This window comes from Flavobacterium oreochromis (assembly GCF_019565455.1).
Lineage (GTDB): Bacteria > Bacteroidota > Bacteroidia > Flavobacteriales > Flavobacteriaceae > Flavobacterium > Flavobacterium oreochromis.
The window spans coordinates 966,014-982,406 of sequence record NZ_CP067377.1; the positions used below are offsets into that span (position 1 = coordinate 966,014).

11 protein-coding genes and 3 pseudogenes are annotated in these 16,393 nt (G+C 31.7%); 4 read left to right on the forward strand and 10 right to left on the reverse strand.

The annotated features are described in order from the left end of the window. Nucleotides 1-152: 152 nt before the first annotated feature. The 7 genes and pseudogenes from JJC03_RS04870 to JJC03_RS17400 form a co-directional block, all read right to left on the reverse strand. Nucleotides 153-866, reverse strand: a complete 714-nt coding sequence (locus JJC03_RS04870) for a hypothetical protein (protein ID WP_088397439.1) — start codon at nucleotides 864-866, stop codon at nucleotides 153-155. Between the two features lie 146 nt (nucleotides 867-1,012). Next, on the reverse strand, nucleotides 1,013-1,405 hold the full coding sequence (locus JJC03_RS04875; protein ID WP_309597745.1) for a thioredoxin family protein: 393 nt from the start codon (nucleotides 1,403-1,405) through the stop codon (nucleotides 1,013-1,015). Nucleotides 1,406-1,492: 87 nt separating this feature from the next. After that, on the reverse strand, nucleotides 1,493-2,254 hold the full coding sequence (locus tag JJC03_RS04880) for a succinate dehydrogenase/fumarate reductase iron-sulfur subunit (RefSeq protein WP_088397441.1): 762 nt from the start codon (nucleotides 2,252-2,254) through the stop codon (nucleotides 1,493-1,495). An 87-nt stretch (nucleotides 2,255-2,341) separates the two neighbouring features. Beyond that, nucleotides 2,342-4,351, reverse strand: coding sequence for a fumarate reductase/succinate dehydrogenase flavoprotein subunit (locus JJC03_RS04885; RefSeq protein ID WP_088397442.1), 2,010 nt, complete (start codon nucleotides 4,349-4,351; stop codon nucleotides 2,342-2,344). An 18-nt stretch (nucleotides 4,352-4,369) separates the two neighbouring features. Next, nucleotides 4,370-5,199, reverse strand: a pseudogene (locus JJC03_RS04890) (succinate dehydrogenase cytochrome b subunit). A gap of 156 nt (nucleotides 5,200-5,355) precedes the next feature. Next, nucleotides 5,356-6,687, reverse strand: coding sequence for a VPS10 domain-containing protein (locus JJC03_RS17395; protein WP_258932279.1), 1,332 nt, complete (start codon nucleotides 6,685-6,687; stop codon nucleotides 5,356-5,358). A gap of 56 nt (nucleotides 6,688-6,743) precedes the next feature. Then, nucleotides 6,744-8,018 (reverse strand): WD40/YVTN/BNR-like repeat-containing protein, encoded by a 1,275-nt coding sequence (locus JJC03_RS17400; RefSeq protein ID WP_258932281.1) that lies wholly within the window; start codon nucleotides 8,016-8,018, stop codon nucleotides 6,744-6,746. A 235-nt stretch (nucleotides 8,019-8,253) separates the two neighbouring features. Between JJC03_RS17400 and JJC03_RS19470 the strand changes: the two genes are divergently transcribed. The 4 genes and pseudogenes from JJC03_RS19470 (at nucleotide 8,254) to JJC03_RS04915 (ending at nucleotide 12,130) form a co-directional block, all read left to right on the forward strand. After that, nucleotides 8,254-8,676, forward strand: a complete 423-nt coding sequence (locus tag JJC03_RS19470; protein WP_508623374.1) for a Crp/Fnr family transcriptional regulator — start codon at nucleotides 8,254-8,256, stop codon at nucleotides 8,674-8,676. Between the two features lie 87 nt (nucleotides 8,677-8,763). After that, nucleotides 8,764-10,057: pseudogene (locus tag JJC03_RS04905) on the forward strand (aminopeptidase P family protein). 292 nt (nucleotides 10,058-10,349) lie between these two features. Further along, a pseudogene (locus JJC03_RS04910) lies at nucleotides 10,350-11,320 on the forward strand (DUF2891 domain-containing protein). A 36-nt stretch (nucleotides 11,321-11,356) separates the two neighbouring features. Beyond that, complete coding sequence (locus JJC03_RS04915) at nucleotides 11,357-12,130, forward strand: alpha/beta fold hydrolase (RefSeq protein ID WP_235874120.1); 774 nt, start codon at nucleotides 11,357-11,359, stop codon at nucleotides 12,128-12,130. 6 nt (nucleotides 12,131-12,136) lie between these two features. Here JJC03_RS04915 and JJC03_RS18650 read toward each other — a convergent pair whose 3' ends face one another. The 3 genes from JJC03_RS18650 to JJC03_RS04925 all read right to left on the reverse strand — a co-directional run bounded on the left by JJC03_RS18650 (nucleotide 12,137) and on the right by JJC03_RS04925 (nucleotide 16,360). After that, nucleotides 12,137-13,045 (reverse strand): RecB family exonuclease, encoded by a 909-nt coding sequence (locus JJC03_RS18650; RefSeq protein ID WP_309597746.1) that lies wholly within the window; start codon nucleotides 13,043-13,045, stop codon nucleotides 12,137-12,139. A gap of 50 nt (nucleotides 13,046-13,095) precedes the next feature. Beyond that, nucleotides 13,096-14,892: a hypothetical protein gene (locus JJC03_RS04920; protein ID WP_309597747.1), complete on the reverse strand. Its 1,797-nt coding sequence runs from the start codon at nucleotides 14,890-14,892 to the stop codon at nucleotides 13,096-13,098. A gap of 61 nt (nucleotides 14,893-14,953) precedes the next feature. Further along, nucleotides 14,954-16,360, reverse strand: a complete 1,407-nt coding sequence (locus tag JJC03_RS04925; protein WP_088397450.1) for an OmpA family protein — start codon at nucleotides 16,358-16,360, stop codon at nucleotides 14,954-14,956. Between the last annotated feature and the right edge of the window lie 33 nt (nucleotides 16,361-16,393).

The window sequence follows — 16,393 nt, forward strand, 5'->3', positions numbered from 1 at the left end:
ATACTAAATAGTGTAAAAAGTATAAAGTTTATTTTCAGTTGTTTCATGTATAAAATTTATTTGTTATAGATCACATATGGTATCGCTTTTATTCATGGGTGTTTGCATACGCAAACCTCTAGTTTATGGCGATTTCATATGTAAAGTTTAATTTATTTAAAAAGCATAAGCCTATCATTACCTAAATCGTATTCGTAAAGCAAATTTTTCTCGGCCTCATAATACAACCATTGTATTTTGGTCATTCTGCCTTCAAATGAGGTACCTAAACCCAAAACAGTAAACTTTTTACCATCCCTTTCTTGTTGTTCAATAGAATATTCCAGAGCGCTATTTTCTTTAAGGTGAATTTTTAACAATTCATTTTTAGAATTGGCAATATAGTATTCTACCAATACATACAAAGCATCCAAATAATCTTGTGAATACTCATTTTCATTAAACCAATGGTATTTAATTTCTTTTTTATATGTCTTTTTAAACTTCGATAAATTACCATCTTTAGTTTTTTTGAAACCAACTAACCAGTCAGCAATCTCAGGAGTTTCACCATCGCCTGCAATATAAATGGTATCTTTTATCCATTGCACTTGCGCCATATCGCCACGAAGTAAACTTCGATCCTCATTGTTTTCATTAACAAATGTCAAAGTATCATTACCTTTCTTAAAGTTGATCAGCATATAATCACCGTCATCGTTATAACTTATAAATTCTAACAAGTCAGAAAAAAGCTTTGCGTTTACTTTTAATTTATTAGTCTGTTTTTGATTATTTTGAGTTTGTAGTTTAGAAGTTTGCTTGTCCTGACAACTATGGAGAAAAGTAAAAAGCAGACAGCTTAAAATAAGTGGTATTAATTTCATTCAAAGTTGGTTTAGTTTTTCGCTGATTATTTAATTCGATATATTTGAGACTAAAAAGTTTTTAACTTTTTCAAGACTATAGCCTTTCCCTTCTTCTAAAGAACCCGTTTCTTGAACGCGAATTAATTTTCCTGTTTTATTAAGAATCATAAAAACAGGATACCCATTCTTTTCTCCAGGATTTTCATAATGGGTAAAGAACTTTTCATTTTTATTTTTGGAGACCAATTTAAATGATAATAAATATAATTAGTATCTACAATCTTTTTTAACTCTTCTGTCTTCTGAATAAAATTATTAAGTCGTAAACACCAAATACACCAATTTCCGCCCACTTGAATTAGGAGTTTTTTATTAGAAGCTTGTGCCGTTTTTAAAAGCTCTGCTACTTTCATGGAAGCGTCTTCCTCTTCGATATATGGTTTTGCTAAAACAGCTTTTTCTTGTTCTATTTTCTTTTTGGCTTCTGCTTTTTCGTCCGTATTTTGGCTAAAGCTAGCTTGACCTATTAAAAGTAAGCATAGTACTATTTTTTTCATCTTAAAAAATTTTAGGTGAATATACTAAAAAAGAAAACCCTTCCAGTCAAGAACAACTGAAAGGGTTATATACTTATGTTAAAGCTATTATTTTAAACTTGCTTTTAAGTATTCACTGTTCATACGAGCAATGTTTTCTAATGAAATACCTTTTGGACATTCAATTTCACAAGCTCCTGTATTCGTACAGTTACCGAATCCTTCTTCATCCATTTGGCGGACCATATTCATTACACGTTGTGTCGCTTCTACTTTACCTTGTGGTAATAAGGCATACTGCGAAACTTTAGCACCAACGAATAACATCGCAGAACCGTTTTTACAAGTAGCCACACAAGCACCACAACCAATACAAGCTGCTGCTTCAAATGCTTTATCAGCGTCTACTTTAGGAACAGGAATAGTATTTGCATCAATTGTATTACCAGAAGTGTTTACTGAAACGAAACCGCCTGCTTGTTGAATACGGTCGAAAGCTGTTCTGTCAACAACTAAATCTTTAATTACAGGGAAAGCTTTACTTCTCCATGGTTCAACATAAATAGTATCACCATCGTTAAACATACGCATATGTAACTGACAGGTAGTAATTCCTGTATCAGGACCATGTGCGCGACCGTTGATAAACATAGAACACATACCACAAATACCTTCGCGACAATCGTGGTCGAATGCAACAGGTTCTTTCTTTTCTGCAATCAATTGTTCATTCAACTGATCCATCATTTCTAAGAATGAACTATCAGTAGATACATTATCTAATGAGTAATCTACCATTTGTCCTTTGTCAGAAGCTTTTTTCTGACGCCAAACTTTTAATTTTATATTGATATTCTTTTTAGATGCCATAATCTTATTTTTTTAAGTGATTAGTGACCAGTTAAGAGTGATTCGCATATTCACAAATACTTTTTACTTATCACTACTTACTATTTACTACTTGTAATTACGAGCTGCAATCTTAATATATTCGTATTTCAACTCTTCTTTATGTAATACCGATTTGTTGATGTCTTCACCTTGATATTCCCAAGCTCCTACGAATGAGAAGTTTTCGTCATCACGTAACGTTTCACCTTCTGCATCTTGATATTCTTCACGGAAGTGACCTCCACAAGACTCCTTACGTTGTAAAGCATCCATAGCCATTAACTGTCCTAACTCCATAAAGTCAGCTACACGTAATGCTTTTTCTAATTCCGTATTCATTTCATCAGCAGCACCTGGAACATACACATCAGCATAGAACTCTTTACGTAAAGCATCAATTTCAGCGATAGCTTCTGTCAATCCTTTTTCATTACGTCCCATACCTACTTTGTTCCACATAATGTTTCCTAAACGTTTGTGGAAATGATCCACTGATTTAGAACCATTATTAGTTAAGAAAGCATTAATTTGATCTCTAACATTTTTCTCAGCTTGAACGAATTCAGGAGAATCTGTCGAAATTTTACCCGTACGGATTTCATCTGCTAAATAGTTAGAAACCGTATAAGGTAATACGAAATATCCATCGGCTAAACCTTGCATTAAAGCAGAAGCTCCTAGACGGTTTGCACCGTGATCAGAGAAGTTAGCTTCACCTGCAACGAAACACCCTGGAATAGTTGATTGTAAGTTATAATCAACCCATACGCCACCCATTGTATAGTGAACCGCGGGGTAAATTTTCATTGGCGTTTCATATGGATTCTCATCCGTAATTTTTTGGTACATGGTAAATAAGTTACCATATTTTTCTTCTAACCAAGCTTTACCTAAAGTAACAATTTCTTCTTGCGAAGGATTGTGATTTCCTTTAGCATAAGCTGCTTGTTTCCCTTTAGCAATTACTTCAGAAGCGAAATCTAAGTAAACACCTTCGTTAGTATCATTAGCTTCGATACCAAAACCAGCATCACAACGCTCTTTAGCCGCACGAGAAGCTACGTCACGAGGTACTAAGTTACCAAAAGCTGGGTATCTTCTTTCTAAGAAATAATCTCTATCTTCTTCAGCAATTTGAACTGGTTTTAATTTACCTTCACGAATTGCTACTGCATCTTCTATCTTTTTAGGCACCCAAATACGACCTGAGTTACGTAATGATTCTGACATTAACGTTAACTTAGATTGATTAGTTCCGTGAACAGGAATACAAGTAGGGTGAATTTGTACATAACAAGGGTTTGCAAAATGTGCTCCTTGTTTATGAATTTTCCAAGCAGCTGTTACGTTACTTCCCATTGCATTTGTTGATAAGAAATATACGTTACCATATCCACCCGAAGCTATAATTACAGCGTGTGCCGAATGTCTTTCAATTTCTCCAGTAATTAAATTACGAGCAATGATACCACGAGCTTTACCATCTACTTTTACTAATTCTAACATCTCGTGACGGTTGTACATTTTTACACGTCCTAAACCAATTTGACGAGATAAGGCAGAATAAGCACCTAATAATAATTGTTGTCCTGTTTGACCCGCCGCATAGAACGTACGTTGTACTTGCGTACCACCAAACGAACGGTTGTCTAACATACCTCCGTATTCGCGAGCAAAAGGAACTCCTTGCGCCACACATTGGTCGATGATGTTACCTGAAACCTCTGCTAAACGGTGTACGTTAGCCTCACGAGCACGGTAGTCACCCCCTTTGATTGTATCATAAAATAAACGATAAACTGAGTCACCGTCATTTTGATAGTTCTTAGCCGCATTCACCCCTCCTTGTGCTGCAATTGAGTGCGCACGACGTGGTGAATCTTGGAAACAAAATGCTTTTACATTATATCCCATTTCTCCTAATGAAGCAGCAGCTGAAGCACCTGCTAAACCTGTACCAACAACGATTACATCAATTTTTGGACGGTTATTAGGAGCAACTAATTTTAAGTTATTTTTGTGATTAGTCCATTTCTGTGAAATGTGACCTTCAGGTATTTTAGAATCTAACTTCATATCTATATAGTAAGTTGATTATTTAACAAAGTGAATATAAAGTGGAATAATTGCGAACAATAAAGGAACTATAATTGCGAATAATTTCCCGAATGTTTTGATAGCTGGTGTAAAACCATTATTAATTCCTAATGATTGAAAAGCGCTTTGGAATCCGTGTAATAGATGAAAAGCTAACACTCCCATAGCTAGCACGTACAAAATAGTAGCTACTAAACCAAAACTTGGATTTTTAAAGAATTCAATAGTAATTTTATGTAAATCTTTATATCCTTCACCTACTTTAATATTTGCAATTTTATTGTAAATATCTTTACCATTTTTAATTTCCATTCCTTGTTGTTCTAACAACATTTTGTCTGCTGGATAAAACTGACCTGGTTGTGTTCCAATAATATAATCCGCTTTTTGACCCATTTGTTCAACAGTAATGGTTTGCAATGGCATCTGAGAAAAATGCATTTTTGCCCAAAAATTCACCATGTGTGTTACAATAAAAACTAAAATTAAAGTCCCTAGAACGGCCATGTTTCTTGAAGCTAATGAGCTACTGTTTTGTGGACTGCTCATAGCGTAAGCTACAGGACGTGCTTTTTGTTTTGAATTGTTAACATAATCCCATCCACAGCATGGAATAAGATTGAAAAATAAGTTAAGTAAGAAAGTATTTTTACTGCTGGATTGGTAGTCATAAATAATGCGTACTGATTAAACTGTAACGCATCACCAAAGATTAACTGTAAGTTACCCGCTAAATGACCAGCCAAAAACAAGCATAAAAATAAACCTGTAAGAGCCATCCAGTATTTTTTTGCAATAGATGACTTTAAAAGTGCAGATTTTGCCATAGTATTAGATTGATTGTATAGTTTTATAAAAAATCAAGCAAAAATAAAGGAATTTAGGGGTAAATACAACCCAGTAAATGTTATTTATAATGAATATAAAAAGGAAGTTCTTAAAAAGAAAGAAAAAAACTAAAATAATCCATTCAAGACATTAAACTATTTCGAACTAATTATTTCAAAAATTGTTTCCTCTTTTCCTTCCTCTGATTCTAACATTAATTTGTATTTAGATACAGGTAAATAAAACTTATTATTTTTAGCTTTTTCAATTTTAATTTTTGAATCTTTTTCCTTCCATTTTTCAACTACAGAAGATGATAATTCAAGATTATAATCTAATTTATTTAATCCTTTTATTGCTTCAAATTCTTGATTAAAAACAACTTGATCAATACTATTCTGCAATTTCAATTTTACTTTTCTATTTTTATTTGAATAAAACCAGAATTCTATTTTAGGTTCGAGTGGCTCTGTCCATATACTTCGAGTACTTCCCCAATATTCATTTTGTTTAAGCGGTGTTAATTCATAGAGTAAGGTATTTTTTTTTATTATTTCAGGATTGATTTTCTGCAATTTTTCAACATTTACTTTGTAAAGAGAACGACCATGTGTAGCTACAATTAAATCATTTACTTTTTTTTGTAGAACTAAATCATGTACTGCAACTTTAGGAATACCTGACATAAAATCTTGCCAACTTAAGCCTCTATCTAAAGTTACATACAAGCCGTTGTCAGTACCTACATATAAAATACCTTCATTATTATGATCTTCTAATATTACATTTACTGGGCTATTAGGCATATTTGAAGCAATTGATTTCCAGGTCTTTCCATAATCTTCCGAAACATAAAGCATTGTAGTAAATATATCGTTTCTATATCCATTTAAAGCAGCATATACTCTTTCTTTTTTATGAACTGAAGCGACTACTCTTGTTATCCAAAAATCTTGAGGTAAGGTATCTGATATTTTATTCCAAGTAACTCCTCCATCTTTTGAAATATGTATCAAACCATCATCACTACCCGTATAAAGTAATCCAAATTGTAATTTACTTTCCGATAATGTGGTTATAGTTCCAAAAACTATATTTCCTTCCCTAATACCTTTAGTTAAATCAGGTGAGATTATTTGCCATGTTTCACCTTGATTCATTGATCGATGTAAAAAATTAGACCCCATGTACAAAATATCTTGATTATGAAAAGACAATAAAATAGGGGTTTGCCAATTAAAACGATAAGGTTTTTCTTCTTTGGCAGGTTTAGGTGTAATATTTATTGATTTATTTTTAGCTCTATCCATTTTTTGATAGTACCCAAATTGCGAACCTGTAATAATTACATTAGGATCTCTATTATCAATCTGAACTTGCATACCATCACCACCAACTAAAAATTGATAAGGGTATCTACCATCTTGTTGCCATTCCTCAGAATACTTGTAATTATTTGGTCCTATCCAAACACCATTATCTTGCAACCCTCCATAAATATTATAAGGTTCTTGATCATCTACATTTACGGCATAAAATTGACCTACTGCTTGATTGTTACACTTAAACCATTTTTTCCCGCATCATACGAAATATTAACACCTCCATCATTTCCATTAATAATATGATTTGAATTATTAGGGTTAATCCAAACTATATGATGATCTGCATGAACATTATTTCCTTGAATTGTTTTAAATGTATTTCCTCCATCTTCTGACATTACTAATGGAACTCCTCCTATAATAATTTTATTCGAATTTTTTTTATCTACTGCGATATTAGCAAAATAATAACCATAGGTATAAAACAGATCATCAATATTTTTTTGATGTGTTTTCTTCCACGACTTTCCTCCGTCCTCTGTTTTATAAATTTCTGGACCAATAATATGCGTCTCTGAGAAAATTCTATTAGTATCTTTAGATTTTTCTTCAGGAACACTAGTCCTTTTATTTTGATTATCTAAAATAGCATATATAATCTTTTCGTCATAAGAAGCTAACCCAATACGTCCTATTCCTTCATTATGAGGAAAACCATTATCTCCATTAGTTACAGAATTCCAAGTAGTACCTCCATCTATGCTTTTATAAATTCCAGAAGCCATACCATTCCCTGTAAAATTCCATCCTTTCCTATCACGTTGCCAAACAGAAGCATATTGAACAGAAAAATTATTTGGCGAAAAAACTAAATCAATCACACCTGATTCTTCATTAACAAATAGCGCATGTTTCCAGGTCTTTCCACCATCTATTGTCTTAAAAACCCCTCTTTCTGGATTTTTAGTATATAAATGTCCAATAACTCCTACTACAATTTCGTTTGAATTATCTGGATTAATAATAATTTTACTAATATGATGTGAATCATACAAACCTACCTTTTGCCAAGTTTTTCCTTTATCTATAGATTTTAATAGACCTACACCTGCATACGAAGAGCGCGAGGAGTTTGCTTCACCTGTACCTAACCAAATAGTTCCTGAATTCCAATCAACAGCTACTGATCCACAATTTTGAGTTGGTGCTGAATCTGAAATAGGCTCAAAAGAATTCCCATTATTGTTTGTATACCAAAGTCCTCCAGAAGCATATGCTACATAAAACTCCATTGGATTTTGCGGATTAACGGCAAGATCTACAACACGACCACCCATAATGGTAGGTCCAATATTTTGAAAAATTAATGATTTAAACCAAGATGTATTTTCTAATACTTGCTTATCTAACAATGATTTTTGAACTTCAGTACTATTCGTTTGGGCAGAAAAAAAGACAGAAAAAAACAAAAATAAAGGAGTATAACATTTCATTTACTTAATGGATTTAAGATTTTGATAAAAATAATACAATAAACCTTTATAAATTTACAACTTCAATAAGTTTAACTTTTTTGCGGTGTATGGTTAAAACTAATAAGCTACTTAGCACGAACGATATTGATTTTTCAGATGTTATTAAACAATTTGAAAACCATTTTAGACCATTGTTTTTAAAAAGAACGCCTTTTTTGTAAAACAAAATGAGGTATGTAAATATTTTTGTTTTATTACTTCAGGCATTTTACAGCATGCAATAGAAATAGATCATGAAGAAAAAACAACTTATTTATCTTTAAAAAATACTTTTACTGCTTCATTAAAAAGTTTTTTAACACAAACTGGTTCTCGAAAACATATTAAGGCTCTAGTAAATACGGAACTATTAATTATATCCTTAGAGGACTTTATTAAACTCAAAAATGAAAATCCTGATTTTAATCAATTTTATTATGATCTAATTGAAAGACAAAGTTGTTTGATTGATGATTATAGAATTGATTTATTAGCATTAACCCCTGAAGAACGATATAAAAAACTTTTAGAAAATGAACCTAAGTTACTTAATGAGGTTCCCTTGCACTATCTAGCTTCTTTTTTAGGAATTTCAAATAGACATATGAGTAGAATTAGAAAAAGTATTGTTCAATAAGTAATAAATGAATTACAAATTAGCGCCATTTGGCTACGTATAAATAAAAATGGTTTAAGTACTTTTGGGTATCTAAAAAATATTCAAATGAAATACTTACCAATAAACCGAGATTTATACATCAAGAATCGTAAAAACTTTATGGCTCAAATGAAGTCAAATGGAGTAGCTGTTTTTAATTCAAATGACATTTATCCTGTAAGCGCTGATAGTACTTTACCTTTTGCACAACATCGCGACATCCTTTTCTTATCAGGTGTAGATCAAGAAGAAAGCATCTTATTATTATTCCCTAATGCACCTTATGAACACTTAAAAGAAATTTTATTTTTAAGAGAAACTAATGAGCATATTGCTATTTGGGAAGGGGAAAAACTAACTAAAGAGCGTGCTTTTGAAATTTCAGGAATTAAATCAGTGTACTGGTTACAAGATTTTCATAAAATCCTAAAAGAGGTTATGATGTATGCTGATACGATGTATATCAATACAAACGAACATTATCGCGCAAGTGTTGAAACTGAAACACGTGAAGATCGTTTTATTAAATGGTGGAAAAATGAATATCCAGCACATAAAGTTGAAAAATCAAATCCTATTTTACAAAGACTACGTTCTCTTAAAGACTCTATTGAATTAGAATTAATTCAAACTGCTTGTAACATTACTGAAAAAGGATTTCGTCGTATATTAGGATTTGTGAAACCTGGTGTAACTGAATATGAAATTGAAGCAGAATTTGCTCACGAATTTTTACGAAACCGTTCTAAAGGTTTTGCTTATACACCAATTATTGCTTCAGGAGCTAATGCAAATGTATTACACTACATAGAAAACAATCAAGTTTGTAAAGATGGTGATTTATTATTACTAGATGTAGGGGCAGAATACGCTAATTATTCTTCAGACTTATCTCGTACAATTCCTGTAAATGGTCGTTTCACTGAAAGACAAAAAGCAGTATACAATGCTGTTTTAAAAGTAAAAAAATGAGGCAACTAAATTATTAGTACCAGGTGCTTTATGGAAAGAATATCACATAGAAGTTGGCAAAATAATGACTTCAGAACTATTAGGTCTAGGATTATTAGATAAAGCAGACGTACAAAATGAAAACCCAGATTGGCCTGCCTATAAAAAGTATTTTATGCATGGAACTTCACACCATATGGGCTTAGACACACATGATTATGGTTTGTTACACGAACCTATGCAAGCAAATATGGTATTTACAGTTGAACCAGGTATTTATATCCCAGCAGAAGGTTTTGGCATTCGATTAGAAGATGATGTCATTATCCAACCATCAGGTGAACCTTTTAATTTAATGAAAAACATTCCTATTGAAGTTGATGAAATTGAGAGTTTGATGAACGCTTAATTTTTAAAGACAACCAAATAGAAAAAGCTAAAAGAGAGTGTTCTAAAAGTAAAAAATCAACGTATCGTTTATCATTCCTAGCAGAGAGGAGTCTCATAACTAACATCATGTTATTTCTCCCTATGATCGAAATGAACATACTGACTTTTAGGACAGCCTCTTTTATACCTTTACTAAATAATGATTAAACAAGAAAATGAAAAAAATAAGCATCTTATTTCTATACTTAATTAATTTTTCTATTCATACACAAGAAAAACTAACATCAGATTTAGCTTTAAAACTAAGCAAAATGCCCTTACATTGTATTAATACTGAATTTCCAAATAAGACTAATCACCTTTCTGATTCTGAAAAAGATGCTGTTTTATTACCCAAACAATTACATCCTTCTTTTTATGGATGTTTAGACTGGCACAGTAGTGTACACGGACATTGGATGTTAATTAAACTTTTAAAAGATTTCCCTGCAATTGAGAACAAAGAAGAAATCATTAAAGTATTAAACAACTCATTTCAAAAAGATAAAATTCAAATTGAATCAGAATATTTTGGAAAATACACTGCTTCCAAAAGCTTTGAACGAACGTATGGTTGGGCTTGGCTCTTAAAATTAGATTTAGAACTAAGTACTTGGAATAATGATTTAGGAAAAAAATGGCATCAAGAATTGCAACCTCTTACTCAGAAAGTAGTAGCTCTTTGGAAAGAATACTTACCAAAACAAACTTACCCTAATCGAACAGGTGTTCATCCTAACACTGCTTTTGGATTATGTTTTGCTTATGACTGGGCAAATCACAACAAAGAAGATGAATTCTTACATTTAATTATAAAAAGAGTAATGATTTTTATTTAAACAATATTAAAATTCCATCTTATTTGGAACCTGATGGTTCTGATTTTTTCTCACCAAGTCTACAAGCTGCCGACCTAATGACGAGAATACTTCCTGTAAAAGAATATGAAACTTGGTTAAAGAAATATTTAACAAAAGAAGGCATTGAAAGACTTTGCCAAACTCCAACAGTTAGTGATAGAAATGATTATCAAATAGTACACCTTGATGGTTTATCTTTTAGTCGTGCATGGAATATGAAAAAAATTGCCCATAAATTATCTAATAACAATCAACTAAAATCAAGATTTAATACGACTGCTAATCAATTCATTGATAAATCTTTAAAAGTAATTTTTGAAGGAGGATATGGTGGTGAGCATTGGTTAGCCTCTTTTGCTATTTATGCTCTTTCAACAGAGTAGATATAAATATAAGCCGTACTTTGCTACTTTTGCAATATGAATTTCATTACCCATAAAAACACCCAAATTGCTTACTCCTCTAATGGAGATGGTTTGCCTATAATTTTACTTCACGGATTTTTAGAAAATTCAACAATGTGGAATTCCTACAAAGATATTTTATCTAATAAATATCAAGTAATTTGCATTGACTTACTAGGTCACGGACAAACGGAATGTATTGGCTATATCCATACTATGGAAAATATGGCAGAAGCTGTTTTTGCGGTACTATCAAATTTAAATATACAAAAAGGAGTTTTTGTAGGTCATTCTATGGGGGGATATGTTTCATTAGCATTTGCTGAAAAGTACCCTAAAATGATGAGTGGCTTAGTTTTACTTAATTCTACTGCTTATTCAGATGACCATGAACGGAAATTAAACCGTAATAGAGCCATCAAAATGGCACAAAGAGAATACAATTCATTGGTACAAATTTCAGTAGCTAATTTATTTAGTATAGATAATCGAGACCAACTTATAGAGGAAATCAACCAAGTAAAATCTGAAGCACTCAAAACGCCTTTACAAGGTTATATAGCTTGCCAAGAAGGTATGAAGATAAGAAAAGATCTTGTCAAGGTTTTACAAACAGCATCTTATCCTACACTTCTTGTTTTAGGAAAAAAAGATGGCATTTTGAATTATGAAGATACGATCAAACAAATTGAAGGAACAGCAACTGAATTAATTACACTACCCGACGGTCATATGAGTCACATAGAAAACAAAGAAATTTTAGAAACAATTCTAATAGATTTTTTTTAAAAAATGTTAAACCACTTCAATAAAGTCTATTTCAGTATTTAAAATTTCTAAAATCAATTGAATTAGCTCCGATTTAAAGTTTTCAAGAATTTCTGTTGTGATTTGTGTAGTCAGTTCTTTATCTACTTTAAATCCAAAAGGCATGAATCCAGCTTTCATATTTTTAAACGAAATGATTCCCACTTCCATAGGAAAATCATTCATTTCTTTTTGATACATTAAAGCATAGCAAAGTAACTGAATGATCTTTTCATTTTTTAAATCGGTCGTCAAACCGTCCCAAGAAGTTATTTTAAGGCTATTTGGCTCAACTTTTCCTGTTTTATAATCAATAATCCTTACAACATTATTTCGTAGCTCTATTCGATCTACATTACCTGATAATTTAACAGTATAAGGTAATCGTGAATCTTGAAGCTCAACTAATAATGTGGTTTCTAATTTTAAAACTTTAACTGCATCTCCTTCCCTTATACTTGATTTTTCTTGTTTAAGAAAATTAGAAATATTACGTTTAGCTACTTCATAAGCTAATAAATTTTTTCCTTTCCTAACTTCCCCATCTTTATAAACCGCTTTAAACTGCTTATAGACCTCATCATCGACAAAATTTAACATTTGTTCTATTACATCTTCTGTTAAATACCTATCTAAATAAGGTTTATATAATTCTTCTAAAGTTTGATGTATAATAGTTCCTAATGTATTTAACGCTATATTTTCTTCTACTTCTTCGCTTTCTCTGATTGACAAAACACGTTGAAAATAGAACTGTATAGGATTACGTATATACGCTGTTAGGGCAGATGGAGAAAAACCTTTAACAGAAGCAATTTCATATAATCGCTGTGATACTGCTTCTGATTTTTCAATCTGTATTGGTTCATAAGCAATAGTAGGTATTTCAGGTTGCATAGTCTTAAAAATCAATTCATGCTGAGGTTGCTTTTCAACTTGTAATTGTGTTATAAATCGACTTTTTCCCCTCCATCTAAACCTTCATTTTCAGTATTATAAATCAAAAAAATATTTTTAGCACGTAAAAGCAGATGATAAAAATGGTATGTATAAATAGCATCTTTCTCTTTAAATGTAGGCAATCCTATTTCTCTTTTAACATCATATGGAATAAAACTATTAGTTGATTTACCAGCAGGAAACTTGCCTTCATTCATAGAAGTAATGATCACTGTTTCAAAATCTAGCACACGACTTTCTAACACTCCCATTATTTGCAAACCTGATAAAGGCTCTCCTTCAAAAGAAACTTCAGCTAAATCAATTATTTGTTTATAAATAGAATATAATGCTACAGGTGATTCTACAAAATCATTTTTTTCACAGTATGATATGAGCTTATTAATTATTTTATAAATAGCATACAAGAATGTTTTAGTAATTTTATCTTCTTGTGTCTTATCTGAAAGACATTGTTTTATATACAATAATATACCTCCTAGTCGTTGAGCAATAACCAATGCTTTTTCATCCCATCGCTTAAATAATAAATCAAACAAATCTGATGGATTAAGATGTAATGAAATCAACCGTTCATGCGTAATAAAAGTAAGATTATTCTTTTTTATTATTTGTATCAGATCTTTTGCATTCACGAAACTCTCAATAATAGGATTTGATAACACATCTAATATATCCTTATAATAAAACACATAACTAACAGGATTTCTCTTAATAGCATTAGTGTGCATTTTAAAGAGTTTACTTAATAAAATTTGTATTGGATTATTTCGAGCAGAATATCCCATTGTAATATTCAAACTTAAAACATCTTCGGGTAATGAATGCAGAGTAGGTACCAACAAATTTTCATCACCTAAGACTAAAGCTACTTTATTAAGTGAATTAGAATCTGTCTTTAATATATCCTGAATAATATTAGATACAATTTTTGACTGTCCTATTGATTTTGATGAACCGATGATTTCTATATTTTTTTTCTGGGAAAATTCATCTACTATCCATTCTAAAGGATTACTCTTATAATACCCCCACTGACTTTTAAATCTACGAATAAAGAGACCTGCATCATGATGTGGATCATTTAAGAAAACACGATCTATATCCCAAAGAATTTCTGCTTTATCAATAGCAACTAAATGTTGAATTATTTTTTCTTCTGCTTGGTTGAGCGCATTGAAACCAGCAAAAATTAATTTTTGGGCTTTTAATTGTTGAGCAAAAAATTCTAAATTCTGAACTGCTTCTTTATAGATCAAACCTTGATATCCTACTCCTTTTGAAAGTAGGGTTTGATAATACATTTGATAATAATCAGGCACTTTTTCCCAAAACAAAATTTGCTTATGAATTAATTCTGTTTTTTGGTTAGGTTCTAAATTCCAACGTTTAAGTACTTCAATTTCTTTTAAATAGGAAAAGACATAGTTAGGTTTAATCAGATAACGATCAATTTCATTAAAGTCTTGTAAAAGAATTTTAGCCCAATTAGAAAATTGTTCAAAATCTTGTTGCTCGTCTATTGGGGTTATTTCAAGATAAACGTCATAAAAAGTAAATAATAATTCAATATTATCTAAAGGGCGAATTCCTGCTAAATCTTGTATAAATTCTTCAATACTAATAATAGTAGGTGCAAAAGCGTATTGAGAAAAATGTTGTTTAATTTTATCTAATAAAAAAACTCTTGCTCTTTTATTAGGTAGCACTATTACAATATTTTCTAAATCTTTAGGATGATTATTAAATAGAAAAAGAGTCAGTTTATCAAGAAAAGTAATCATGCGCTAAAAATAAAAAAACGCCTCGAAAATTGAGGCGTTTTTAAAGAATATTATAAAGAAATTATTTTACTAATTTCACTTCAACTCTTCTGTTTAAAGCTTTGTTAGCTTTAGTAGTGTTAGGAGCTACTGGTTTAGTATCACCAAAACCTTCTGAAGTTAAACGATCAGCAGCAATACCTTTAGACTCTAAATAAGCTTTAACAGCTGCAGCTCTTTCTTTAGATAACTGTAAGTTTTTATCTTTTTTACCTACGTTATCAGTATGACCTTCGATAGAGAATTTAGAACTAGGGTACTCGTTTAAGATAGCTGACATAGCTTCTAAAACTGGGTAAGTTTGTTGTTGGAAACTAGCTTTACCTGTATCGAATAAGATAGTTTTAGCATAGTCGTTTAATTTTTTAACAACTTCTTCACTTACTTCAGGACAACCGTTATTAGCTACAGTACCTTTAACTGAAGGACATTTGTCATCTTTATCTAAAACTGAGTCACCGTCAGTATCTGGCCAAGGACAACCTGCATTGTCTCTAGGACCTGCTTGATTAGGACATTTATCTTTGTTATCAGCTACACCGTCACCATCAGCATCTGGACAACCTTGTAAGTTAGCTAAACCTTTAACTTCTGGACAAGCATCATCTTTATCAGCGATACCATCTCCATCAGCATCTGGACAACCGTTTAATTCTTTTGGACCAGCTACATCTGGACAAGCATCTTCTTTATCTTGGATACCGTCTTTATCTGTATCAGGACAACCATTAAATTCTTTTAAACCAGCTACATCTGGACAAGCATCATATTTATCATAAATACCGTCATTATCAGTATCTTTACCTCCAAATTGGAAAGTTAAACCTGCCATGTTTTGGAATACTGAAGGAACATTATCTCTATCAGCAAAAGATTTTTTGTACGTAGTGCTTAAAGAAAGACCTACTTGTTCTGTTAACCAGAAAGTTAATCCTGCTCCAGCATTTGCATTTCCTCCAGATGATTTTCCGAAGAAAGTGTATCCTCCACCTAAGTGTAAAGATGGGTCAAACCATTTTACTCCAATTAGGTTTTTGAAGCTATAACCAATTTTACCATCAATTCCATAGTACATTACATCTGGATTAGCAACTTGTATAGCTTGGTTTCTATCAACATAAGCATATTTCGTGATTTTGTTAACAGATCCGATTACTCCAAACGACCAGTTTCCACCTACGTTTCTAGTAACAGATAAATAAGAAACAGATGGAATAATATTTTGGTCTCTGTCAAAATGTCTAAAACCAGCAAATTTATCTAAGAAACCTTCCTTAGAATCGAAAGCACCCTCTGGTCCGGCACTCGTTCTAGTGTCTACAGAATTCGCACCGAATGATATTGCCCATGGATTATCACTGCTCTGTGCATTAGCACCTAGACCAGCAATCATCATCATAGAAACAAAAAGTTTGTTAACATGTTTCATACTAAATTTTTATTTGATTACAATACGTTATTG